The organism is Cupriavidus sp. HE11 (assembly GCF_056097175.1).
In genome coordinates this window covers 232635-255237 of record NZ_CP184465.1, presented here as the reverse complement: position 1 = coordinate 255237, position 22603 = coordinate 232635, and the positions used below count along the sequence as shown (strand labels likewise).

Sequence of the window (22603 nt, the reverse complement as noted above, 5' to 3'; positions counted from 1 at the left end):
CGCCGGCCTGGCGGGCACTGCCAACCCGCCCGCAGGTCAGACGACGCCCTCGCCCGCCAAAGCCTGCATCATCCGGACCACCTCCACCACGGATCGCGCGTTCATCTTGCGCATGGCGTGGCCGCGATAGATCTTCGCGGTGATCTCGGCCACGCCCATGGCGGCGGCAATCTGCTTGTTCATCAGGCCGGTCACCAGGTGACGCAGCACTTCGCGCTCGCGCACGGTCAGCGTTTCCCAGCTGGCGCGCAGGCCGCGCAGCGCGTGCTCGGCCTCCAGCCGCTTCATGTCGCGTTCCAGCGCGGCAATCACCGCATCGATCATTTCCTGGTCCCGGAACGGCTTCGCCAGGAAGTCGACCGCCCCGGCCTTCATGGCGGTGACGGTCATACGGATATCGCCGTGGCCGCTCATGAATATGATGGGCATGTGCGGCAGGCCCTTTTCCACGACCGAGCGCTGGAATGCCAGGCCGCTCTGGCCGCGCAGCCGGACGTCCAGTACCAGGCACGCCGGGCCTTCCGTTTCGGGCGCGCGCAGGAATTCCTCGATGGAGGTAAAGGACCGGACCTGCAGGTCGATCGATTCGAACAGGCCAACCAGCGCGCCGCGCACCAGTTCATCGTCGTCCACGACATGGACCGTGCCTTGCACGAAGTCCAGTACGTCCGGCTGGGGGCTGAGGTCAACGATGGACATGATCGGAATCCGTGGCGCGTACGCCGTCAGTCATGCATCCGGCCAGCGCGCGCCGCACCACGTCCGGCGTGGCAGGCGCCTGTCGTATGCGTACGCCCGTGGCGTCGTGGATGGCGTTCAAGATTGCGGCTGCCGTCGGCACCAGCGCAGGTTCGCCGATTCCCTTGGCACCGTACGGCCCCAGCGCCGTGGGCGCCTCGATAAAGATCGCCCGCACCTCGGGCATGTCGTGCACGGTCGGAATCAGGTAGTCATGCAGGTTGTTGTGCTTGCCGGGATGGTATTTCTCCATCAGCGCCAGGCCCACACCCTGCGCCACCGCGCCTTCGACCTGGCCTTCCAGCAGCGTGGGATTGACCATGCGGCCCACGTCATGCGCGGCCACCACCTTCAACACCCGCACACGGCCGGTCTCGCAATCGACCAGCACCTCCGCGATCTGCGCGCCGAAGGCATAGGTGGCATAGGGCTTGCCCTGGCCTGCGCCGTCCAGCGCCGTAATCGGCGGGTCGAAGCTTTCCTCGGCCGCCACGGCGTAGCCGTGAGCGTCGGCCGGCAGTGCCCGCAGGTCCAGCGGCCGGCCGTCGACGCGCAAGCCGTCAGCGTGGCCGGAAATCGTGGCATCTGCCGGCGCGTTCGCCAGCCGCAGCAACTGCTGCCGCAGCGCCGTGCCCGCCAGGAACGCGGCGCGGCCAGTGATAAATGTCTGCCGCGATGCCGAAGTGCGGCCGCAGTCCGGCGTCAGGTGCGTGTCCGGGCCCACGATCTTCAGACGGTCGACCGGCACGCCCAGCGCATCGGCCGCGATCTGCGGAATCACGGTGTTGGCGCCCTGCCCGGCATCCACCGCGCCCTGGTGCAGCACGATCACGCCGTCAGGCCGCACCCCGAATCGCACCGTCGACGGATTCGGCAATGCCGTGTTGCCACAGCCATAGAAAAACGCGGCAATGCCCACGCCATGGCGCAGCGGCCCCGGTGAAGCCGCATTGAGCGTGGCAATACGGTCGCGGGCCTCGCGCCATACTGGCCTCAGCGCATCCAGGCATTCGATCAGCCCGACGCTCTGGTCCAGCACCTGGCCCGTCGGCAGCGAATCACCGGGGCGCAGCGCGTTCATCGCGCGGAACTCCAGCGGATCGATGCCCGCCTGGTGCGCCAGGTCGTCGATCAACTGTTCCTGCGACATCATGGTCTGCGGCACGCCAAAGCCCCGAAACGCGCCGGCCGGCGTGATATGCGTATGCACCGCCCGCGAATGTGCGCGGTAGTGCGGCACGACATAGGGGCCGCCAGCATGCACCGGCACCCGGTTCGCCACGGCGGTACCCCACGACGCAAATGCGCCGGTGTTGTAGTCGCCCTCGAACTCCACCGCACACAGGCGCCCGTCGGCATCGGCAGCCATGGTCGATACGATCCGGGCCGGATGCCGCTTGGTGGAAGTCGCAATCGACTCCTCGCGCGAGAACACCATGCCGACCGGCCCGTCCACATGCCACGCAGCAAGCGCCAGCCAGGGCTGGACGGTCATGTCCAGCTTGCCGCCGAACCCACCGCCCACGGCAGTGGCCACCACGCGCACCCGTTCCGGGGCAACACCGAGGATGCGCGCCAGATCCCCGCGATGCGGGTGCGGTGCCTGCGTGGAGGAATGGATCTCCACGATGTCGCCTACGCGCCGGGCCCAGCCGGCCTCCGGCTCCAGATAGGCATGCTCGACAAAGCTGGACGTGAACGTGGCGCTGGCAATGTAGCGCGCATCCCGCAGCGCGGCCGCTGCGTCGCCCTGGCGCACCAACCCTTCGATCAGGATATTGCCGGGTCGTCCGGCGTGCAGTTGCGGGCTGTCGTCCTGCGTGGCCTCGTCCACGGTAAGCACCGGCGTCAGCGGCTGCCACGTCACCGGGAATCCCCGCAGGTCCAACGCAGTCACGGCCTCGCGCTCGCCCACGATCAAGGCGACGGCCTCAAGATAGTGGCGCGTTTCGTCGACCGCCAGCACGGGCTGGTCGGCGTAAGGGGTGGCCACACCATGGAGATTCAGGCCCGGCACATCGGCATGCGTCAGCACGCGTTTCACACACGGGTGCGCGGCAAGCCAGGCATCGAGATCGCCAAAGACAAAGCGCGCCCGGTGATGCGGGCTGCGAACGGCCCGCAGCACCAGACTGCCCACCGGCCAGCCATCGGCGCCAAAGCGCTCGCTGCCATCAACCTTTTCCGGACCATCGAGCCGGGTCAGCGGCACGCCCACCGCAGGCCCCTGGCCTGGCGGCAAGGTACATGGCCGGGCGGCGCCGCCACATCCCACCTCGGTCACCGCGTCGACGATCTTCTGATAGCCGGTGCAACGGCACAGCACGCCGTCAATCGCGGCACGCGCGCTGGCGCGATCCGTGACGCGGCCGGCATCGATGGCGGCTGCGGATGCCAGCAGCATGCCCGGCGTGCAGAAGCCGCATTGCACGGCCTGGTGCGCAAGAAATGCCTGCTGAAGGCGTCCGCCGCATTGCGTGCCCCCGGCGATGCCCTCTACGGTCACCACGCTGCGGCCTGCCACCTGCCCCATCGGAACCAGGCAGGCATAGCGCGCTTCGCCATCCACCAGCACCGTACAGCTGCCGCAATCGCCCTGGCGGCAGCCTTCCTTGGTGCCGAATTGCCGCAGGTCGGCGCGCAGATGGTCGAGCAGCCGCATCGATGGGTCCACCGGCAAGGCATGCCATGCGCCGTTGAGCGCGAACCCGTTGTCGCTTGCCGGAACGGCAGCTGCGTCAGCGGCAACTGCGTCGGCGCAGTTGTCCTCAATTACCGGAATCGTCATGCCCTGAGTCCTCGATGCAATGGCCGACCGCCCGCGCGATGGCAAGACGGGCGAGATCGATGCGATGCGCGGCCGTGGCACGGCAGTCGTCAATCGGTGACAACGCCGCCAACGATGCGTCTGCCACCAAGGCCGCAAGCTCGCGCCGGGGCCGGCCGGCCAGTGAGGCCTCCAGCACCGCCATGCGCAGCGGCACCTCTGACGCCCCACCGACAGCGATGGCTGCGCTTGCCAGCGTGTCGTCATCGGCCATGCGCAGACGGACGGCTGCCGAGACCACGGCCAGTGCCATCCCATCGCGATTGGTGCATTTCACGAACGCCGTGCGCTCCGCCACCGCCGGGAGCGCAAACATAACCGCCACCAGCAACTCATCGGCCGCCAGCGCGGTGCGATGCCCGCCCAGCACAAAGTCGCGCAGCGGCAGGCGGCGCACGCCCCGTACGCTCGCCAGTTCGACTTCGGCATCCAGCGCCAGCAGCGGCGGCACGCTATCGGCCACCGGAGACCCATGGCAAAGATTGCCGCCGATGGTGCCCTGCACGCGGATCTGCCGCGAACCGATGCTCGCCGCGGCATCGCGCAGGGCCACCGGCAGCCATGCTGCCTGCACGATGGCTTCCCAGGTGGTGGCCGCGCCGATACTGACGCCGCCGCCGCGCCGCCCAATGCCGCGCAGCGCGTCGATGCCGCTGATGTCCACCCATTCGTGCCGGCCGGGCACAAGCGCCGGCGCCGCGAAGCAGTCCGTGGCGCCGCACAGCACGCGCCGCGGCCGCTCTGCGAGCCTGGTCAGCACGGCGTCGATGGTATGGGGGCGAAGGTAGTGCATGGTCAGGCGGTCTGGCGGCTGGCTGGCGCGTCCGCACGTACCGTGCGCAACACGCTGTCAATCACAAACGACTCCCAGTGTTGCACTGCCTCGGGAGTATCGAGTTCCTCGCCCAGAAACGCGGACAGCGTGTATCGGTTCGACGTATAGAAATACGCCGGCGAGGCGATCAGCAAAAAAACGTCGCGCGCATTGAGGTTCGGGCGAAACAGGCCTTTGGCAACGCCGCTGGCCAGGATCTGCTCGATGATCTGCATGGCATGGGACGAGTACTCGCCCCGACGGCCCGACTTGGATACATGCCGGCCCTTGTGCAGATTTTCCGTATTGAGCAGATTGACGAAATCGGGATTGCGCCGGTAGTAGTCCATCTTGAAACGGATCACGGTCTTCAGCGCTTCCACGGGATCCGACGCATCTGGCGCCACCTTCGCCTCGGCCTCGTCCATCCGCCGGTAGATGCCTTCCAGCACGGCGATGAACAGGCCCTCCTTGCTGCCGTAGTAATAGTAGATCATCCGGTCATAGGACTTCGCCAGACTGGAAATCTTTTCCACGCTGCCGCCCTCGTAACCGTAGCGCGCGAAAACCTTGGTCGCCGCGCGAAGAATCTTGTCGCGGGTGGCCTGCGCCGCGGCCTCCCGGACGCCGGTGCCACGCACGGCCTTTTTTGCTGCTTGTGTCATATCGCTCCTAGGACAGCGACCCGTCGCCGCTGACTCATGAATCCTCACCGATGGATTCGCTCCGTGTCATTTCATACAGGGAACACTACATGAGCGAACGGATCATACCCGGCGAGCCGTCCAATCGCAAGACGATTCAATAAATCCTTATTTTTCAGCATCTTGCGAGGCATTTATGGCAATGGAACCGCTGCGTTCCGGCACCCGAGAAACGCTTATGCATTTGTCATTTCCGAAAACAATGTGCTAAGGTTGATTTATGGAGCGTTCACTACATGAGAGGCGATTCGAAGGGGCCTGTGCGGATCGAACGGAACGCAAGATCAGCGGGCAAGAGGTAAAAGAACATGAACAACGAACTCGACGATTTCCGCTGCACCGTTACGGCGCATGCCCCGCGCCCCCAGGGCCACGACCGTGGCCTTGCGGAGATTGCGCCGCCCGACATGCAGGCCCTGCGTCAGATCTCGCACAGCCTGTCCAACGAAGTCCTGCCGGCCAGGCGCATCGAAACGCTGCTACAGGCGGCGTTGCAAAGCACCGACGCCTCCTGGGGCTGCCTGGCCGTGCTGCACGATGGCGAGTGGGACATCGCGGCCAGCGGCGTGGCGCCCGACCCGTTGCTGACACTTGCCGACCCGGACACCTTCCTGCTGCCGGTCGCCATGGGCGTGCTGCCCATCGGCATCCTCGATGCGGCCGTCCAGTTGCGCAACGGGCTGGTGCTGCGCGACGCCCTGGATGCCCGGGATGCCGCCGACTGGCCGGCTGACGACTATGTACGCCGCTTCCGGCCCCGTTCGGTGATCTGCGTGCCGATGCGCTGCAATGGCGGACTGGTCGGTGCCCTTTACCTGGAACACATGCATACGCCGGGCGTCTTTACGCCGACCCGGACTGCCGTGGTAGAAATCATCGCGCTGCAGGCTGGGTTTGCGCTGGAGAATGCGCGACTGCACGACGCGCTATCGGAACAGTGCGCGCGCCTGAGCAGCACCGAGGAGAAGATGCGCGACACGCTATCGGAACTGGCCCGCGCCAGCCGCTTCCAGGCGTATGGCGAACTGGTCGCGTCAATCGTGCACGAGGTGGCGCAGCCGGTCACGGCGCTGGACTCGTCGGCGCGGGCGGGGCTGCGCTGGCTTGACCGCAGCAGCCCGAATATCGATGGCGCCCGCGAAATGCTCGCGCATATCTCGGCTTGCGCGCTGCGTGCGCGCACCATCATCAACGGCCTGCGCGCCAAGGCCCGGCAGGCGCCCCCTGCGTTCACCGTCTTCGATCTCGATGACGCCCTGCGGGAAGTGGCCGGCATGGTGTCCTGCACGCTCGATGCGATGCAGGTGGAACTACGCGTGGATGGCCCTCCTGCCGCAACACCCTTGCGCGGCGACCGCGTGCCGCTACAGCAGGCCATCATCAACCTGCTGATGAACGGCGCCGACTCGATGCTGGGCATTCCCACGGACAAGCGGTTACTGACGCTGGCCTGCGAGCCCGCGCAGGACGTGCTGCATATCCATATCGACGACCATGGCGAAGGCGTCGCGCCCGAACTGGCCGACCGCATCTTCGAACCGCTGTTCACCACCAAGCCCAACGGCATGGGCATGGGCCTGGGAATCTGCCGATCGATCGTCGACGCCCATCACGGCCGGCTCGACCTGACGCGGCGCGCCACGGGCGGCACGCGGGCCACCATCACGTTGCCGCGCCTTGTCAGCTAGGCCTGCCACACCGGCAACCGACTATTTCCCGCCTGCGGTCTCTATTGGCCCGCAGCACGCTTTCAAGTCGATTTTCCGGTCGCGGCATGCCGGAAGTGCTGGCGGATTCTTGCATAGCAGCGAGGACGGTGGCCGCGCAAAGCGGAATTGCCGGTCGATCATGCACAACTGCGCCGCTGCAATGTCGTTCAGCTTCATGAAGTCGACAGGTTGGATCAGCGTGGTATATCCGCACGCCGTCATGGCCTGCTTGACACCTTCGATATCGGTGCCGGGCCGGCTCCATTGCGTGTAGGCCGGGGGCAACTTGGGACGCTGGCCGAGCAAGGCGGGATCGAAATCAGCGTCGGTGCCGAAGGTCTTGCCTCGCGGTACGTTGGCGCAGGCGGGCAATTCCGGCGAATGGGTGCACACAATGCTTCGGTCGGTATAGGTGAAGCCACGATCGAGCATGCACAGCTGGGCGCGGGCATAGTCGTTGCGCGCCATCTCCACCGGCGTGACCTGCGCCGCATCGGGAAAGCCGCATTCGAGCAGCGCGCTGCGCACCACCTGCTGGCTTGCGCCCGGCTTGGCCCACGTCTCGAACAGCGGTGGTGGCGGCTGCATCGGCCGTGTCATGCAGCCGCCGAGGCCGATGCACAGCAGCAAAGGAATCAGTCTGGCAGGACGGAAAAGCATATTGATTTTCTTTTTGGCATTTTTGCCGACATTCTATGGCATGCCCCGATGCCGGCGCGCCGGCCTGCCACCGGGCGCGCATCGTGCCGGACGTCGCCGACTACTTGCCCTCGACGTGCCGCCTGAAGTTGTCGAGGATGCTCTGCCAGCCCTGCTGCTGTTGCTCCACCGGGTATTCCGATTCCGGGTCGAAGGTCACGCGCACCGTCACGCCCTGGGGCGTCTCCGTAAAATCGACCTCGGCGTGCCGGTCGCCGAAGGCGTACACGATGCGCCGGTTCGGCACGATCTCGGTGTAGGTGCCCGCAAAGTCGAAACCCATGCTGCCGTCCCTGGCTTCCATCCGCGACGAGAACGCCCCGCCCACACGCAGATCGACCGACGCGGCCGTGGTGTGCCAGTCGTCGGACGCGGCATTCCATTGCTTGATGTCCTCGGGCGTCGTGTAGGCGTGCCACACATTGGCGATCGGGGCGGCAACCGTGGTTTGTACGGTGATCTTCATCGTGGAGTCTCCTTGATAGTTAGCCGGATGGATAACTATATGTCGCAAGGAGGCCAAACGCAAACTCAATCTTCCCCGGCATCGCGCGCCCCAGCGGCCTGGCCTGCCACATTTCCGATGGTCAGCCGATTGTTTTGCAATGAGGAGCAACGACAGCACAACATGCCGCCACATGGCATTTTCGCCGCGCAATCCGGAACGTTCTGTTTCCATCCGACACCTAGAATCGATGACACCACAAGGGCATTCGCATCAGGAGACAGGTCATGGGCCGCGCCGAACCGCTTCAGCCGTTGCAGATCGATGGCGATATCGATCCACTGGAAACCCGGGAATGGATGGATGCCCTGAGCGGCATCGTGGCGGCGGCGGGGCCGCAGCGCGCGGGGTTCCTGCTGGATCGGCTCGGCGAGCATGCCAGCCATCTGGGCCTGGACAAGCGTGCGCATCCCTACTCCGCCTACCAGAACACGATTGCGCCGCAGGCGCAGCCACCCTACCCCGGCAACCTGGCAATCGAGCAGCGGCTGACGGCCATCCTGCGCTGGAATGCGCTGGCGATGGTGGTCCGCGCCAACAAGGCCTACGGCGAACTGGGCGGGCACCTTGCCAGCTACGCGTCGGCCGCCGAAATCTTCGAGGTCGGGTTCCAGCATTTCTTCCGCGCCGACACGCCGGAGCGCAAGGGCGACCTGGTCTTCTTCCAGCCGCATTCGGCGCCGGGCGTCTATGCGCGCGCCTTCCTGGAGGGGCGTCTTTCCGAGGCACAGCTGGGCCGCTACCGGCAGGAAGTCGATGGCGGCGGCCTGTGCTCGTATCCGCATCCGTGGCTGATGCCCGATTTCTGGCAGTTCCCGACCGGCTCGATGGGCATTGGCCCGATCAGCGCCATCTACCAGGCGCGTTTCCTGCGCTATCTCGAGCATCGCGGCATCGCCACCACGGCTGGCCGGCGCGTCTGGGGCGTGTTCGGCGATGGCGAGATGGACGAGCCCGAATCGCTGGCGGCCCTGTCACTGGCCGCCCGCGAGGGCCTGGACAACCTGACGTTCGTGATCAACTGCAACCTGCAACGGCTCGATGGTCCCGTGCGCGGCAACGGCCAGGTCATCAACGAGCTTGAAGCGCTGTTCAGCGGCGCCGGCTGGAACGTCGTCAAGGTGATCTGGGGTTCCGAATGGGACGCGCTGTTCGCCCGCGATACCCAGCATGCCCTGCTGAAGCGCTTTGCGGCCATGGTCGACGGCGAGTACCAGAACCTGGGCGCCAAGGACGGCGACTACAACCTGCTGCACTTCTTCCACCAGGACCCCGAGCTGAAGGCGCTGGTGGCGGGCATGAGCGCGGCCGACATCGACGGCCTGCGCCGTGGCGGCCACGACCTGCGCAAGCTCCATGCGGCCTACCATGCCGCCGCCCGGCATCCCGGCCAGCCCACCGTGATCCTGGCCAAGACCAAGAAGGGCTATGGCATGGGCAATGCAGGCGAATCGCGCATGACCGCCCATCAGCAGAAAAAACTCGACCTCGATGCGCTGCACGCGTTTCGCCAGCGCTTTGCGCTGCCCATCGACGATGCCGCACTGGAATCGATGCAGTTCTACAAGCCGGCCGACAACAGCCCCGAGATGACCTACCTGCGCGAGCGCCGTGCCGCGCTGGGCGGGCACCTGCCGCGTCGCACCGATGCCGCGCCGGTCTTGCCCGTGCCGCCGCTCGACAGCTATGCCAGCTTCGCGCTGGCGCCCGACGGGCGCGAGGTGTCGACCACCACGGGCGTGGTGCGCCTGTTCACGAACCTGATCAAGGACCGCACGCTGGGCCGGCGCATCGTGCCGATCGTGGCCGACGAGGCGCGCACGTTCGGCATGGCCAACCTGTTTCGCCAGATCGGCATCTATGCACCGCAGGGGCAGCTCTACGAGCCCGAGGATGCCGGCTCGATGCTCTATTACAAGGAGAGCCGCGACGGCCAGCTGCTGGAAGAAGGCATCACCGAGGCCGGCGCGATGGCGTCCTGGACTGCGGCAGCTACGTCGTACAGCGTCAGCGGCGAACCGATGTTGCCGTTCTATATCTATTACTCGATGTTCGGGTTCCAGCGCGTGGGCGACATGATCTGGGCCGCCGCGGACCAGCGCGCCCGCGGCTTCCTGATCGGCGCCACTGCCGGCCGCACCACGCTCTCCGGCGAGGGCCTGCAGCACCAGGACGGCAGCAGCCAGCTGGTGGCGGCCACGGTGCCCAACTGCCGTGCCTACGACCCGGCCTTTATCGGCGAGGCCGCCGTCATCATCGACCATGGCGCCCGCGCGATGCTGGAACAGCAGCGCGACGAGTTCTACTACATCACGGTCAACAACGAGAACTACGCGCATCCGCCCCTGCCGGCCTCGGCGCATGCCGACGTGGTGCGTGGCATGTATCGCTTCGGCGCACGCGGCGACGGCGCCGCCCGGGTGCGGCTGCTGGGATCGGGCCCGATCCTGCGCGAAGTGATTGCCGCCGCCGACCTGCTGGCGCAGGACTGGAATATCGCCAGCGAAATCTGGAGCGTGACGAGCTTTCCGGAACTGGCCCGCGAGGCGCGCGAGTGCGAGCGGCAGCAAATGTTCGGCGCCCATGCGACCAACGCCGATACCACCAGCCATGTCGCGCGCTGCCTGGCCGGCACGGCCCCGGTGATCGCCGCCACCGACTACGTCCGCGCCTACGCACAACTGATCGCGCCCTATGTTCCGGCGCGCTTTATCGCCCTGGGTACCGACGGCTTCGGCCGCAGCGATACGCGAGGCGCGCTGCGGCGCTTCTTCGAAATCGACCGCCACCATATCGTCACCAGCGCGCTGCATGCGATCGATGCCACGCTGCAGGCGCAGGCGCTGGCGCGTTACGGGCTCGCTACGGGCGCCGCGCCCTGGGACCGCTGATCGGCGGAAAATCTCCGCGAACCTGACCGACGACACATCGATTTGTGGCGAACGCGGCACGGCGACACTGGACGCCGCGTCGTCGTTTGCCTAAAATGCTGCATCGCAGCGATCCACTCGTCTGCGCGCGCTGACATCGCGCAAAGCCCCCAAGTCCCCCGCACCGAGATCCCGATGTAACGCCACCGCGCAACCTCCCCTCGTCACCGCCCCATCGCCAGAAACCGATGGGCCTGACCGAACGGAGGTTCGTGGAGCACGTTTACCCAGCGCATCGCAGTGCGCCGGACCATCGTGGCATCGCTGCATCGCCAATCCCCTCTTTTTCCGTCGTCGCCCGGCCTGGCCGCAGTCGACGCCCCAGCAGGTTTTTCTCATGCAATCGCGTACCTTCGCGCAAGCCTTCCGCGAGGAATGGTTCTCCAACGTCCGGGGCGACATGCTCGCGGGCATCGTCGTGGCGCTCGCACTGATTCCCGAAGCGCTCGCCTTTTCCATCATTGCCGGCGTCGATCCGAAAGTGGGCCTGTACGCCGCCTTCAGCATCGCCGTTGTCTCGGCCATTGCGGGTGGACGCCCCGGCATGATCTCGGCCGCCACCGGCGCCGTGGCGCTGGTCATCGCATCGCTGGTCAAGGCGCACGGCGTGGAGTACGTGCTGGCGGCCGGCATCCTGGCCGGCCTGCTCCAGATCGGCGCCGGCTACCTGCGGCTTGGTGCGCTGATGCGCTTTGTCTCGCGGTCGGTTGTCACCGGCTTTGTCAATGCACTGGCGATCCTGATCTTTCTGGCCCAACTGCCGCAACTGCAGGGCGGCGCCTGGTACGCGTATGCGATGGTCGCGGGCGGCCTGGGCATCATCTACCTGTTGCCGCGCCTGACCCGCGCCGTGCCCTCCCCGCTGGTCTGCATCGTGGTGATGACGGCGATCGCGATGGCCCTGCAGCTCGACCTGCGCACTGTGGGCGACATGGGATCGTTCCCGGACGAACTGCCGGTCTTTGCGCTGCCGCAGGTGCCGCTGTCGCTGGACACGCTGCGCATCATCTTCCCGTACTCGGTCAGCATTGCCGTGGTGGGCCTGCTGGAATCGCTGATGACGGCCAGCATCGTCGATGACTTCACCGATACCGCCAGCGACAAGAACCGCGAATGCCGCGGCCAGGGCTGCGCCAATATCGTGGCCGGCTTCCTGGGCGGCATGCCTGGCTGCGCGATGATCGGCCAGACCGTCATCAACCTGAAGTCAGGCGGGCGCGGCCGCCTGTCTACCTTCGTTGCGGGGGCCTTCCTGCTGGTGCTGGTGGTGTTCCTGGCGCCATGGGTGCGGCAGATCCCGATGGCGGCACTGGTGGCCGTAATGGTGATGGTGTCGATCAGCACGTTCGACTGGCGTTCGGTCGCCAGGCTCCGGACGAACCCGAAAAGCTCGTCCGTGGTCATGGTCGCGACGGTCATCGCCGTGGTGTCGACCCACAACCTTGCCATCGGCGTCGGCCTGGGTGTGCTGCTGAGCGCGGTCTTCTTCACGGAGAAGGCGCGCCGCATCCTGACCGTGTCGTCGACGCTCGATGCCGCCACGCAGGCGCGCCACTACGTGGTGCGCGGCCAGGTGTTCTTTGCTTCGTCGGAAGCATTCGTCGCCGAATTCGATTTCCGGGAGCCGATCGAGGCAGTCAGGCTCGACCTGTCACACGCCCATTTCTGGGACATCACCGCCATCGAGGCACTGGACCGCATCGTCCACAAGTTCCGCCGCAACGGCATCGCCGTCGATATCGCGGGCCTGAACCGCGCCAGCGCAACGATGATCGAGAAGTACGCCACGCACGACAAGGCGGCCGGGGGAGCCGGAGCGGCCGGCGCCGAACTCTCGCACTAACCGCACTCAAACCACATTGAGTCGCGCGCCGGGGCCCCGGCAGGCACCCGACGCGCTGCCCACGTCAGGTCAGTTGCTGGATACGAAGCATGTTGCCGGCGGGGTCGCGCACGCCCATGTCGCGCACACCGTAGGGTTGGTCGGCAGGCTCCTGGACGATCTCGGCGTCACAGTCCTGCAGCCGCTGGAACGTGGCATTCAGATCCTTCGCGCCCAGCAGCAGCATCGCGAACGTGCCCTTGGCCATCATTTCGGCGATCGTGCGCTTTTCGTCGTCGGTGACGCCAGGCGTGGCATTGGGCGGATACAGGACGATCGATGTCTCCGGCCGGCCCTTCGGTCCAATGGTGATCCAGCGGTTGCCGCCGAACTCCACGTCCTTGCGGACCTCGAAATCCAGGGCGTCGCGGTAGAACGCCAGCGAGACTTCCGGGTCGCTGTGCGGCAGGAAGGTCGAATGTATGGTGATGTCCAAGATCGGTCTCCGTGTTGGGAATTGTCAGGAATCGGCCCGGCCGGTGGGGCTGGCCGTTATGGCTGCCCCCGCGTCCGGACCCTGGAAGCCAGTCTAGCCGGGCGGCTACTCCTGCGCTTCTCGATTCCTGATCGGTCGTGTGACCTGCTTGGCGACGCAGGACGGCAGGCCCTCGGTCTGAAGCGCGCACGCGCGCCGGTAGGCACTGGGCGACATCCCGACCAGCTCGGCAAATCGCGTACTGAAGGTACCCAGCGATGCGCAGCCCACCTCGAAGCAGACCTCGGTCACGCTCAGGTCTCCGCGGCGCAGCAACGCCATGGCACGCTCGATGCGCCGCGTCATCAGGTAGGCGTACACGGACTCGCCGTAGGCCAGCCGGAACTGGCGGCTGAGGTGACCGGCCGACATATGAACGCCCCGGGCCAGCGCCTCGACGTCGAGCGGCTGGGCATATTCGCGGTCGATGCGATCCCGCACGCGGCGCAGGCGGGCAAGATCGCGCAGGGTGGTGTCGGGGGCGGCGGCGGACATCGGCCTATTCTGTCATCGGCATCCGCCATCGATCAAGACCCTGCCGCGCGCCGCCGATCCGGCATCGTCAGGCCTGGATGGCCCGCTGTGCCTGGCAGCATTCGCGCGGCAGCGTCACCGTGAATACCGTGGTGCGTTGCTCGGGGGACGACTCGGCCACCACGGTGCCGCCGTGGAGCATGGCCAGTTCCCGGGCGATGTAGAGACCCAGGCCCAGCCCCTCGGAACTGCTGGCGCCGCTTGCAGCGGACGTCGCGCCCATGCCCGAATGAAAGGCATCGAAGATATGCGGCAGCATGCGGGCATCGATCACACCGCCGTTCGATACCGTCACCGTCACGCTGTCCCGGGCCGTGCCGTCCACGCGCACGGCCACCGGCGCACCGGCATCCCCGTGCTGCAACGCATTCCCCACCAGGTTCTGCACGACCTGGGCGACCAGGTCCGGATCGATCGTCACGCGGGTATCGCCCAGTTGCTCCAGCACCAGCTCCAGCGAGCCCCGCGACACCTGGCATTCATCCACGATGGCCGCGCAGATCGCGCCCAGGTCCGCCGGCTGCGGCATCAGGCTGACCCGCCCGCCATGCAGGCGGGCCACGTGCAGCAGCTGGTCCACCATGCGCGCCATGCGCTGGCTGCTGCGGGCAATCCGGTCCGTGGCGGGCCTGAGCTTTTCCTCTCCGCCAAAGCGGCCCAGGAACGACGCCGAGGCGATGATGGCCGACAGCGGCGTGCGCAGATCGTGCGCCAGCACGGCCATCAGCATTTCGTTGGTCTTCAGCAGTTGCTGGGCGGTTTCGAGCTGTTCGGCCAGCAGCTGCTTCTGTTGGGCCAGTTGCACGAACACATCGACCTTGGCGGACAGCACGCGCGCGTCCACAGGCTTGAACAGGAAATCGACCGCGCCCGACGCATAGCCGCGAAACGCGCGCTGGCTGTCATGCCCCGCCGCCGTCAGGAACAGGATCGGGATCTGGCTGGTGCGCTTGCTGCCACGCATCAGTTCGGCCAGTTCGAAGCCGTCCATCTCGGGCATGTGCACATCCAGGATGGCCAGGCCGAAGTCATGGTCCAGCAGCAGTTCCAGCGCCTGGGCGCCGGAGTTGGCGTGGATGATCTCCACGCCCGGCCTTGCCAGCACGGCATCGAGCGCGGTCAGGTTCGCGGCAATGTCGTCGACGGCGAGGATCTTCACGGGAGCTTGCATGGTAGGCATCATTCAATCAGGCGGGCCAGCCCGTGGCCAATCGCTTCCAGGTTCAATATGCGGTCGGCCGCGCCACGTGCGATGGCCTCTTGCGGCATGGTCTCCACCATGGCGGATTCGGGCGACTGCACCCACGCCTGGCCGCCCGCCGCGCGAATCACGGCCAGGCCGCGCGCGCCGTCGTCGTTCGCGCCCGACAGCAGCACGCCCAGCACGCCCGCCCGCCAGGCCACGGCCGCCGATTCGAACAACACATCGATCGATGGCCGCGAAAACCGCACGGGCGGTGCCACCGACAGGGCCAGCCGCACGCCGGCTGGCGCGTCGGGATCCTGTTCGAGCAGCAGGTGGTAATCCGGGGGTGCCAGGTAGAGATGGCCCGGCTGCACGGGCAGCTTGTCTTCGGCCTCGTGCACCGGCATTGCGCAACGCAGGGCAAACAGTCCCGGCAGCAGGCTCGGCCCCGAGGACAGCTGGTGCATGACGATGACCACTGGCGGCATGAAGCGCGCGGGCAGCATCGGCAGCACGGCGTTCAGCGCTTCCAGCGCGCCGGCCGAGCCGCCGATCACCACCCCGCTGCACGGTTGCGTCATGGCTTTCATGATCGCATCTCAGAGCTTGCGGTACAGCCGCTCGCGCGACGACACCGCCTCGAAATCCTGCACATGGGCACTGAAATGCAGGCTTTCCTTGCTACCCAGCCCCAGGAACCCGCGCCGCGCCAGCGCATCGCGAAACAGGCCGATGGCGCGGTCCTGCAGCGGCCGGTCGAAGTAGATCAGCACATTGCGGCACGAGATCAGCTGGGCCTCCTGGAACACGCTGTCGGTTGCCAGGCTGTGGTCCGCAAACACCGATTGCCGGATCAGCTGCCCGTTGAATTTGGCCTTGCCATAGGCGGCGTGATAGTAGTCCGACAACGACGCCCGCCCGCCGGCGGCCAGGTAGTTGTCACCGAAGCTGCGCAGGCGCCCGGCGTCGTACACGCCCGCGCGTGCGGCCGTCAGTGCTTCCGGGTTGATATCGGTGGCATAGAACACGGTGCGCGACGCAAGCCCCTCTTCCTCGAACAGGATAGCCAGCGACCATAGTTCCTCGCCGCTGCTGCAGCCTGCCACCCAGACATTGACCGACGGATAGGTCTGCAGCACCGGCACCACGTGCTCGCGGATGGCCCGGAAGTACGAGGGGTCGCGGAACATCTCGCTGACCTGCACCGTCAGGTATTGCAGCAGCCGGCCAAACAGCACGGCGTCGCGCAGCATGCCGTCCTGCAACTGCGACAGCGTGACCAGGCCCAGGTCCCGCAACGCCTGTTCCAGCCGGCGCCTCAGTGACGCCCGCGAATAGCGCCGGAAATCATGCTGGTACTTGCGGAAGATGGCCTCCAGCAGCAACTCCAGCTCGATGTCGAAATTGACGTCGAGCAGCACCGTGCCGTCGTCCGTCCGCGCGTCGACCAGTGGTTCCCCGCTCCTGGGCTTCAGTTTGCGTGTAGCCATACGCGACACAGCGAAAGCAGTTTGTCCACATCGATCGGCTTGGCGATGTAGTCGTTGGCGCCGGCCTGCAGGCAGGCCTCGCGGTCGGATTGCATGGCCTTGGCCGTCAGCGCGATGATCGGCAGCCGCGCGTACTGGGGCATCTGGCGGATATGCCGCATGGCCGTGATGCCATCCATCTCGGGCATCATGATGTCCATCAGCACCAGGTGGATGTCGTCCACCCGGTTCAATAGATCCAGCGCCTCGCGCCCGCTGCGGGCAATCTCCACGGTGGCGCCCAGCGGCTCGATGACCTTGGACAGCGCGAAGATATTGCGCGCATCGTCTTCCACCAGCAGCAGTTTCCGGCCGTCGAACGTGTCATCGCGGCTACGGGCGGCGCGCAGCATGCGCTGGTGTTCGGGCGGCAGCGACGACTCCACGCTGTGCAGGAACAGCGTCACCTCGTCGAGCAGCCGGTCTGGCGAGCGCGCGCCCTTGATGATGATCGACTTGGAATGGCGGCGCAGCTTCTGTTCGTCCTCGGCGGACAACTGCCGGCCGGTATAGATGATCACGGGCGGCATCGCGCCGGCATTGGCCTGCGCCCGCTGCGCCATGTGGGCCAGCAGGTCGTGACCGGAGCCGTCGGGCAGCACCATGTCCATCACCACGCAGTCGAACGGCGTACCGTCCAGCGCCGCCGTGGCCCCGGCCACGCTGTCAGTGGTCACGATCTCGGCCTCCAGCGACTTCAGCAGCGCGCGAATGCTCTCGCGCAGCGCCGGGTCATCCTCGATCACCAGCACCCGGCGCTGGCCTGCTGCCATGCGCGCCTCCAGGCCCCGGATTGCCGCAGCCAGCTTGTCGCGCTCGCTGGGCTTGAACGTGTAGCCCACCGCGCCCAGGTGCAACGCCGCTTCGGCGTGGTCGCTGACCGATACCAGGTGCGTGGGGATATGGCGCGTGGCGGGGTCGCGCTTGAGCCAGTCCAGCAGCGTCAGCCCCGACTGGTCGGGCAGCGCCACGTCCAGCAGGATGCCGCACGGCTGGTGCTGGCGGGCCAGTTCCAGGCCCTGTGCCGACGTGGTGGCGTGGATGCAGTCGAAATCGAGTTCGTGGGCCAGGTCGTAGAGAATGCCGGCGAAGTCGATATCGTCCTCGACCACCAGGATCAGCCGGTTGCCGCGCGTGCGATGGTCGCGGTCGTCGGGAATCGGCGCCGGATAGCCCGGCTGCACGCGTTCCAGCGGTTCCTGCGCCGGTGCCGGAGCAGGCGGCACGGCGCGGGACGGCGGCGCCATCACCAGTTGTGCCGGCGCGCCGGCCTGCTGCGTCATCAGGCCGGCCTGCGTGGCCGGGTCGCCTGCCAGCAGGCGCGGCACCGTCAAGGAAAACACGCTGCCCTGGCCCGGTTCGCTGGCCACCGAGATCACGCCGCCCAGCAGGCGGCCCAGTTCGCGCGAGATCGACAGGCCCAGCCCCGTGCCGCCATAGCGGCGGCTGGTGGTGCCGTCGGCCTGCTGGAACGCATCGAAGATCACCTGCTGCTTGTCCTTCGGGATGCCGATGCCGGTATCGCGCACCTCGAAGCGCACTGCATCGTCGCCCTGCGCGGCCAGCGCCAGCGTGACCGCGCCAGATTCCGTGAACTTGAACGCGTTGGACAGCAGGTTCTTGAGCACCTGCTGCAGACGCTGGTTGTCCGACACGATGGCGTCGGGCACGCCGGGCAGGAATTCGATCCGGAACGGCACGCCCTTCTGCCCGGCAATCGGCCCGAACATGCCCTGCAGCGTTTCGGTCAGCGCCTTCAGTTCGACCGTTTCGTGCTCGATCACCAGATGGCCAGCCTCGATCTTGGACAGGTCGAGGATGTCGTTGATCAGGTTCAGCAGGTCGGTGTTGGCTGCGTGGATGGTGGCGGCATAACGCACCTGTTCCGTGGTCAGCGTGCCTTCCTTGTTCTCCTGCAGCAGCTTGGCAAGGATCAGCGCACTGTTCAGCGGCGTGCGCAGTTCGTGCGACATATTTGCCAGGAATTCGCTCTTGTACTGGTTGGATCGCTCCAGCGCGCGGGCGTTGGCGGCCAGTTCGGCCTGGAAGGTCAGCATCTCGCGCTTCTGGCCTTCCAGCCGTTGCGAGTGTTCTTCCAACTGGACATTGGTCTGTTCCAGCTCGGCCTGCTGGGCTTCGAGCCGCGCCTGCGAATCCATCAGGGCGCGGCCACGCTCTTCGAGCTCTTCGTTCGATACACGCAGCTCTTCCTGCTGGACCTGCAGCTCCTCGCTCTGGCGCTGGGTTTCGCCCAGCAGCTTTTCCAGGCGGCCCCGGTAGGCGGCGGCCCGCAGCGTCATGCCGATCGACTCGCCAATGCGCTCCAGCAGTTCCACGATGTCGGCGGTATCGCGCTGCATGGCGACGAAGCCCAGCTCCACCACGCCCACCACCTCGCCCTCGGCCGTCAGCGGCGCGGCCACGATCTCGTTGGGCGATGTGCGGCCCAGCGCCGATGACACCTGAAGGTAGTTGGCCGGCAGGCCGCCGACCGCGATCACGCGGTTTTCCACCGCCGCCTGGCCGGCCAGCGTCTGCCCCGGCGCCAGCGTCTGCGGCAGGTCGTCGGCATTGGCCAGCGCCCAGGTGGCGACGCGGCGCATCTGGGCGCCATCCACCTGGTACACCACGCCCACATGCGCCTGGAAAGCCTGCGCCAGCGCGCGCACCAGCGCATCGGCTACATTGCCGGCCGACTGCGGATTGCGCACTGCCTGATGCACACGCACCTGCGTCTGCTGTAGCCACGCCGCACGCTGCATGGCCACTTGCGACACGATATAGCGATAGACCACCGCCGCCAGGAACCACAGCATCACCACGCCCGCGCCACGATTGACGACGGCGTAGATCGGCCGGACGGCGCTGGCCGGCGACACTGCGTAGCCAACGCCGATCAGCACCGTGCCCGCGGCCGCGGTGATCAGCGGCAGCTTCGGGTCATTGCCGTAAAGGGTCAGGCAGACCGGCACCAGGTAGAACAGCCACGCCGCCAGGCCCAGCGGTGTCAGTGCATCGATGCCGAACACCACGGCCATCGAGACCGGAACGAGGATCGCGCCAAACAGGAAGCGTTGCAGGGAAGACGGTTGCATACCGGCCGGGTAGAAGGAAGTCGCGGCTGCACGCGCCGAACGACCGCACGGCGCGCAACAACAAGCCAAAGCGACTTATGCTACCCCGCGGCAGCCGAAATGGATGTCAGTGTCGCGCCGACATGGGCCGGGCCCCTGCCAGCCCGTCAGCCCCCTCCGGATCAGGCCCTGGCCTTGGCTTTCGGCTTGCCGGCCGACTGGTTCAGCGCCACCGCCGCGCGGATCAGCGCCTTCAGGGCGGTCTTGTTGATGGCCTCGCCTTCGCGGAAGTCGATCGCACGGCGCACGTTGCCGTCCAGGCTCGAATTGAACAGCCCCTTTGGATCGTCCAGCGACGCGCCCTTGGCGAATGTCATCTTCACGGCGGCCTTGTAGACCTCGCCGGTGCAGAGGATGCCGTCGTGCGACCACACCGGCACGCTCCATTTCCACTCCTCGACCACTTCGGCATCGGCTTCCTTGACGATTGCCCGCAGTTGCGCAAGCATCTCGCCGCGCCAGTCGCCAAGCTCGGCAATCCTCGCATCGATCAGCTCGGCGGCCGGTACGCCGGCCTGCGGTTCTGCCTTTTTCATGTCGTTGTCTCCGGTGAGTTGTTACCGCCATGCATCACTGTTGATACGCCACCTGCCTTCGCGAAGGCACTGGCTTTCCCCTGGCGGTGGGGCTCCGATCCAGCCCGATGCCTGCCATGCCGTGGGGCGACGCTGGCCGGGCATCACTATAAATCACAGATCCGACGGTTAGGCCGGCAGCTGCGACCATGGCGATCCCGGCCGCCGCCCGGTCCCTCCCGCCTTGACAAAACATTCTCCAATCACAATACTAATTACACTTTCATTCTCAATTGGAGAACGACACCATTGTGTCGTGACACAGCTTGGAACTGGCAGAACTGGAGATTTTTCGCGCCGTAGCACGCGAGCAGAGCATCACCCGTGCCGCCAAGTCGCTGGATCGCGTGCAATCGAACGTGACCACGCGCGTGAAACAGCTGGAAGAAAGCCTTGGCGTGGACCTGTTCCTGCGCGCGAACAAGCAGATGATCCTGACCCCTGCCGGGCAGCGCCTGCTGGGCTATGCGGACCAGTTGCTGGCCCTGGCCGAAGAGGCGCGCCAGTCCATGCGTGCCGATGCCCCGAGCGGCCGGCTGCGCGTGGGATCGATGGAAAGCACGGCGGCCACATTGCTGCCCCGGCCCCTGGGCCGCTTCCATGCCGCGTGGCCCGATGTCGAACTGGACCTGACCACCGGCACCTCGCAGGCACTGGCCGACGCCGTGCTGGAACGCCGGCTCGACTGTGCGATCGTGGCCCACCCCGGCACGGGCAGCCCGCACGACATCGCCGTGTCGGATATGGGCGACGGCCTGGAAGGCGTCTATCTGACCACCGAGGAGCTGGTGCTGGTGCTGCCGGCGACCCATCCGAAGGTACGGCGCCCCGAAGACGTAACGCTGCGCCAGCTGGCCGCCTTCGCGCGCGGCTGCACGTATCGCCGCTGCGCCGAAGACTGGCTCGAACAGGCCGGCGATGATGTGCGCCGCCATCTCACCGTGCTGGAACTCCCCTCGTACCACGCCATCCTGGCCCAGGTCACGGCAGGCTCGGCGGTAGCCATCGTGCCGCGCTCGCTGCTCGCCATGCAGGGCGATGCGGGCACGCTGCAGACCGTTCCTGTCCGGAAAGTGCATACGTACCTGATGCGCCGCTCTGGCTTCACGACTTCCGCCTACGACGCGTTCGAACAGGAACTGCGCCGTAGCCAGCCCGCATGACAAGGAACTTCGCCATGGAACCCACCCGTCAGAACCCGTCCCGCAACCTGTTGTCGCGCCTGGGCATTCGCCTGCCCATCATCCAGGCCCCGATGGCGGGCGTCAGCACCCCCGCCATGGCTGCCGCCGTATCCAATGCCGGCGGCCTGGGCTCGCTCGGCGTGGGCGCCATGGATGCCGACGGCGCGCGCAAGGTGATTCGAGAAACCCGCGCGCTGACCGCCCGGCCGTTCAACATCAACCTGTTCTGCCATGTGCCGGCCACACCCGACGCCGAACGCGAATCCGCATGGCTGGGATACCTGGCATCGGCGTTCGCCGAGTTCGGTGCCACGCCGCCCGGTGCACTGCGCGAGATCTACAAGAGCTTTGTGGTCGACGACGCGATGTACCAGGTGCTGCTGGAAGAAAAGCCGGCCGTGGTGAGCTTTCATTTCGGCCTGCCGGCACAGGAATGGATCGATGCGTTGAAGGCAGCCGGCATCGTGCTGCTGGCCAGCGCCACGTCGCTGCAGGAAGCGCGGCGGATCGAAGCCGCAGGTATCGACGCCATCGTCGCGCAAGGCATCGAGGCGGGCGGCCATCGCGGCGCCTTTGACACCGAAGCCGAGGACGAAGGCCTGGGCACGTTCGCCCTGACGCGCGTACTGGTGGCTCGCACCCGCCTGCCCGTGATCGCCGCCGGCGGCATCATGGACGGCGCCGGCATTGCCGCCGTGCTGGCACTGGGCGCCGCCGCTGCGCAGCTTGGTACGGCCTTCGTCGCCACCGACGAATCGGCCGCCGACGCCGCCTATCGCGCCGCGCTGACCGCCGCCGAAACCCGCCCGACCACGCTGACCCGCGCCATCTCGGGCCGAGCCGCACGCGGCTTCACCAGCCGCTTCACGCGCCTGGGCACCGACGCCGGCGCACCCGCCATCCCCGACTATCCCGTGACGTACGACGCCGGCAAGGCCCTGCACGCCGCCGCCAAGGCCAAGGGCGTCAGCGAGTTCGCCGCCCAGTGGGCCGGCCAGGCCGTGCCGCTGGCCCGCTCCATGCCTTCGGCCGAGCTTGTTGCCGTGCTGGAGCAGGAGTTGCGCGAAGCGCTGGACCAGTTGAGCGGCGTGCGGGCAGCGCTGGGTTGAAACCCCAGGTTGCCACCCCGGCCCCTCTCCCGCATTGCGGGCGAGGGGCACAAACCGGTCTGGAGAGAT

18 protein-coding genes are annotated in these 22603 nt (G+C 66.7%); 5 read left to right on the top strand and 13 right to left on the bottom strand.

What is annotated here, in order from left to right; all coding sequences use genetic code 11:
* Positions 1–36: 36 nt before the first annotated feature.
* From ACOABP_RS18610 to ACOABP_RS18595, 4 genes are read right to left on the bottom strand one after another with little or no spacing between them, the layout of a single operon-like run.
* Positions 37–699, bottom strand: a complete 663-nt coding sequence (locus ACOABP_RS18610; RefSeq protein ID WP_474229376.1) for a response regulator transcription factor — start codon at positions 697–699, stop codon at positions 37–39.
* A complete protein-coding gene (locus ACOABP_RS18605) occupies positions 686–3526 on the bottom strand; it encodes a molybdopterin-dependent oxidoreductase (protein ID WP_474229375.1) in 2841 nt (946 codons plus the stop codon). The genes ACOABP_RS18610 and ACOABP_RS18605 overlap by 14 nt, the downstream gene beginning before the upstream one ends.
* Positions 3507–4358, bottom strand: a complete 852-nt coding sequence (locus ACOABP_RS18600) for an FAD binding domain-containing protein (RefSeq protein WP_474229374.1) — start codon at positions 4356–4358, stop codon at positions 3507–3509. The genes ACOABP_RS18605 and ACOABP_RS18600 overlap by 20 nt, the downstream gene beginning before the upstream one ends.
* Before the next feature lie 2 nt (positions 4359–4360).
* Positions 4361–5044: a TetR/AcrR family transcriptional regulator gene (locus ACOABP_RS18595; protein WP_474229373.1), complete on the bottom strand. Its 684-nt coding sequence runs from the start codon at positions 5042–5044 to the stop codon at positions 4361–4363.
* Positions 5045–5391: 347 nt separating this feature from the next.
* Between ACOABP_RS18595 and ACOABP_RS18590 the strand changes: the two genes are divergently transcribed.
* Complete coding sequence (locus tag ACOABP_RS18590; RefSeq protein WP_474229372.1) at positions 5392–6771, top strand: sensor histidine kinase; 1380 nt, start codon at positions 5392–5394, stop codon at positions 6769–6771.
* A 21-nt stretch (positions 6772–6792) separates the two neighbouring features.
* On the opposite strand, the gene ACOABP_RS18585 is transcribed toward ACOABP_RS18590, so the two are convergent.
* Together ACOABP_RS18585 and ACOABP_RS18580 are read right to left on the bottom strand one after the other, a co-directional pair.
* Positions 6793–7422, bottom strand: a complete 630-nt coding sequence (locus ACOABP_RS18585; RefSeq protein ID WP_474229370.1) for a hypothetical protein — start codon at positions 7420–7422, stop codon at positions 6793–6795.
* 130 nt (positions 7423–7552) lie between these two features.
* Entirely contained in the window at positions 7553–7957 is a 405-nt protein-coding gene (locus tag ACOABP_RS18580) for an SRPBCC family protein (protein WP_474229369.1), read from the bottom strand.
* 266 nt (positions 7958–8223) lie between these two features.
* On the opposite strand from ACOABP_RS18580, the gene mdeB reads away from it, so the two are divergent.
* Both mdeB and ACOABP_RS18570 read left to right on the top strand, forming a co-directional pair.
* Entirely contained in the window at positions 8224–10887 is a 2664-nt protein-coding gene (mdeB, locus tag ACOABP_RS18575) for an alpha-ketoglutarate dehydrogenase (RefSeq protein WP_474229368.1), read from the top strand.
* A 376-nt stretch (positions 10888–11263) separates the two neighbouring features.
* Positions 11264–12769 carry a SulP family inorganic anion transporter gene (locus ACOABP_RS18570; RefSeq protein WP_474229366.1) on the top strand — a complete coding sequence of 502 codons (1506 nt, stop codon included), beginning with the start codon at positions 11264–11266 and terminating at the stop codon, positions 12767–12769.
* A 64-nt stretch (positions 12770–12833) separates the two neighbouring features.
* Here ACOABP_RS18570 and ACOABP_RS18565 read toward each other — a convergent pair whose 3' ends face one another.
* The 7 genes from ACOABP_RS18565 to ACOABP_RS18535 all read right to left on the bottom strand — a co-directional run bounded on the left by ACOABP_RS18565 (position 12834) and on the right by ACOABP_RS18535 (position 20202).
* The gene (locus tag ACOABP_RS18565; RefSeq protein WP_474229364.1) at positions 12834–13244 is read right to left on the bottom strand and encodes a VOC family protein; all 411 of its coding nucleotides are present in this window, start codon (positions 13242–13244) and stop codon (positions 12834–12836) included.
* Between the two features lie 105 nt (positions 13245–13349).
* Entirely contained in the window at positions 13350–13778 is a 429-nt protein-coding gene (locus ACOABP_RS18560; RefSeq protein ID WP_474229362.1) for a helix-turn-helix transcriptional regulator, read from the bottom strand.
* A 67-nt stretch (positions 13779–13845) separates the two neighbouring features.
* A complete protein-coding gene (locus ACOABP_RS18555) occupies positions 13846–14988 on the bottom strand; it encodes a hybrid sensor histidine kinase/response regulator (RefSeq protein ID WP_474229361.1) in 1143 nt (380 codons plus the stop codon).
* Positions 14989–14996: 8 nt separating this feature from the next.
* The gene (locus ACOABP_RS18550) at positions 14997–15593 is read right to left on the bottom strand and encodes a chemotaxis protein CheB (protein WP_474229360.1); all 597 of its coding nucleotides are present in this window, start codon (positions 15591–15593) and stop codon (positions 14997–14999) included.
* Between the two features lie 9 nt (positions 15594–15602).
* Positions 15603–16493 carry a CheR family methyltransferase gene (locus ACOABP_RS18545; RefSeq protein ID WP_474229358.1) on the bottom strand — a complete coding sequence of 297 codons (891 nt, stop codon included), beginning with the start codon at positions 16491–16493 and terminating at the stop codon, positions 15603–15605.
* Positions 16475–19627, bottom strand: a complete 3153-nt coding sequence (locus ACOABP_RS18540; RefSeq protein ID WP_474229357.1) for a response regulator — start codon at positions 19625–19627, stop codon at positions 16475–16477. The genes ACOABP_RS18545 and ACOABP_RS18540 overlap by 19 nt, the downstream gene beginning before the upstream one ends.
* Positions 19628–19788: 161 nt before the next feature.
* Complete coding sequence (locus tag ACOABP_RS18535; protein WP_474229356.1) at positions 19789–20202, bottom strand: DUF1801 domain-containing protein; 414 nt, start codon at positions 20200–20202, stop codon at positions 19789–19791.
* 305 nt (positions 20203–20507) lie between these two features.
* On the opposite strand from ACOABP_RS18535, the gene ACOABP_RS18530 reads away from it, so the two are divergent.
* Together ACOABP_RS18530 and ACOABP_RS18525 are read left to right on the top strand one after the other, a co-directional pair.
* Positions 20508–21404 (top strand): LysR substrate-binding domain-containing protein, encoded by an 897-nt coding sequence (locus ACOABP_RS18530; RefSeq protein WP_474229354.1) that lies wholly within the window; start codon positions 20508–20510, stop codon positions 21402–21404.
* Between the two features lie 14 nt (positions 21405–21418).
* Entirely contained in the window at positions 21419–22534 is a 1116-nt protein-coding gene (locus ACOABP_RS18525) for an NAD(P)H-dependent flavin oxidoreductase (RefSeq protein WP_474229352.1), read from the top strand.
* The last annotated feature ends 69 nt before the right edge of the window (positions 22535–22603 follow it).

Excerpts from the sequence above, each read along its gene's own strand:
- ACOABP_RS18555 (WP_474229361.1), bottom strand. The coding sequence starts at position 14,988 with ATGCAAGCTCCCGTGAAGATCCTCGCCGTCGACGACATTGCCGCGAAC.
- ACOABP_RS18540 (WP_474229357.1), bottom strand. The coding sequence starts at position 19,627 with ATGCAACCGTCTTCCCTGCAACGCTTCCTGTTTGGCGCGATCCTCGTT.
- ACOABP_RS18545 (WP_474229358.1), bottom strand. The coding sequence starts at position 16,493 with ATGGCTACACGCAAACTGAAGCCCAGGAGCGGGGAACCACTGGTCGAC.
- ACOABP_RS18595 (WP_474229373.1), bottom strand. The coding sequence starts at position 5,044 with ATGACACAAGCAGCAAAAAAGGCCGTGCGTGGCACCGGCGTCCGGGAG.
- ACOABP_RS18525 (WP_474229352.1), top strand. The coding sequence starts at position 21,419 with ATGGAACCCACCCGTCAGAACCCGTCCCGCAACCTGTTGTCGCGCCTG.
- ACOABP_RS18535 (WP_474229356.1), bottom strand. The coding sequence starts at position 20,202 with ATGAAAAAGGCAGAACCGCAGGCCGGCGTACCGGCCGCCGAGCTGATC.
- mdeB (WP_474229368.1), top strand. The coding sequence starts at position 8,224 with ATGGGCCGCGCCGAACCGCTTCAGCCGTTGCAGATCGATGGCGATATC.
- ACOABP_RS18560 (WP_474229362.1), bottom strand. The coding sequence starts at position 13,778 with ATGTCCGCCGCCGCCCCCGACACCACCCTGCGCGATCTTGCCCGCCTG.
- ACOABP_RS18600 (WP_474229374.1), bottom strand. The coding sequence starts at position 4,358 with ATGCACTACCTTCGCCCCCATACCATCGACGCCGTGCTGACCAGGCTC.
- ACOABP_RS18580 (WP_474229369.1), bottom strand. The coding sequence starts at position 7,957 with ATGAAGATCACCGTACAAACCACGGTTGCCGCCCCGATCGCCAATGTG.
- ACOABP_RS18590 (WP_474229372.1), top strand. The coding sequence starts at position 5,392 with ATGAACAACGAACTCGACGATTTCCGCTGCACCGTTACGGCGCATGCC.
- ACOABP_RS18605 (WP_474229375.1), bottom strand. The coding sequence starts at position 3,526 with ATGACGATTCCGGTAATTGAGGACAACTGCGCCGACGCAGTTGCCGCT.
- ACOABP_RS18550 (WP_474229360.1), bottom strand. The coding sequence starts at position 15,593 with ATGAAAGCCATGACGCAACCGTGCAGCGGGGTGGTGATCGGCGGCTCG.
- ACOABP_RS18610 (WP_474229376.1), bottom strand. The coding sequence starts at position 699 with ATGTCCATCGTTGACCTCAGCCCCCAGCCGGACGTACTGGACTTCGTG.
- ACOABP_RS18570 (WP_474229366.1), top strand. The coding sequence starts at position 11,264 with ATGCAATCGCGTACCTTCGCGCAAGCCTTCCGCGAGGAATGGTTCTCC.